At 40.3% G+C, this 978-nt stretch carries 1 protein-coding gene; it reads right to left on the bottom strand.

Going from position 1 to position 978, the window contains the following annotated elements:
• A partial coding sequence (locus E2K52_RS14485) for a RepB family plasmid replication initiator protein (RefSeq protein WP_151205691.1) occupies window positions 1–407 on the bottom strand: 407 nt, incomplete at its 3' end.
• Between the last annotated feature and the right edge of the window lie 571 nt (window positions 408–978).

Raw genomic sequence — 978 nt, 5'->3', positions numbered from 1 at the left:
TCTATATCGTACTTCGTGAACTGCTCCTCAAGTCTTGTAATCAATGGAACAACCGCAGGAGCAAAAACAAGCTGTACCGTAGCTTCATTTTCTGTATATCCAATTTGACTAATCCAACGGCTAGTCATGTTTGTGGTATTCCCTTTGGCACTTCGCTGTTGGTAACTAAACTGCCGTGCAAATAAGTCCTTGCAGGCATCTTTGAGAGCTTGATATGCAGTGTGCTTCTCAACTTTAAACTGATTGATATAGCTCTCCGCATGAACGGTTAAAGGGTCGTTAGCATTAATTCCTTTGCCTGATTCTCTAGCTTCAAGGATAGCTAAGAGAATTAATCTTTGTTCAACTAAGGCTAAGTTATAACTAGCGTTCATTAGGGCGTTATCTTTTACTATTAAATCACTCATAAACCACCTATATATTTTATTACGTTATACCACATAAAAAATATTATTGTGTATTAAGGTCGGTAAACGGTGGGGAATGGGTCGGTAAACGGTGGGAAATGGGTCGGTAAACGGTGGGAAATGGGTCGGTAAACGGTGGGAAATGCCCTCTGTATGCCTTGCTAGGCTTGCGTTTCAGCATGTCTAAAAGCCTTAAAAGCATTTAAAAGCCTTAAAAGCCCATTTTCATCATGAAAATTGCCCTATGTTTTCGCTTTGCTCAAACTTTTTTGACTAAGCAAGCTTAGTCGAGGGGCAATTTCTTCAAATTACGGGAAAAAGTTCAAAGGTTTAAAAAGAAATAAGCAAGGATACACAGAGGGTACTTTTTCACTACCGTGATAAATTCCCACTCCGTGATCTTGTTCAGGGGGCAAGCCCCCCGAAACCCCCAAAAGCAACTATGAACTCGCTTCGCTCGTGTTTTTTTAAAAGCAAAAGCTCACGATAGTAAAAACCATCTAGCAGCCAATATTTTTAAAAGCGGTTTTTCAGAGGGGGGAAGAATCGAACTTTCATAACTTCGCTCGTA

The organism is Acinetobacter sp. RF14B (genome assembly GCF_006864105.1).
Taxonomy (GTDB): Bacteria; Pseudomonadota; Gammaproteobacteria; order Pseudomonadales; family Moraxellaceae; genus Acinetobacter; species Acinetobacter lwoffii_C.
Note: the sequence above shows the minus strand (reverse complement) of the source record. Positions and strands in the feature narration are given on the sequence as shown.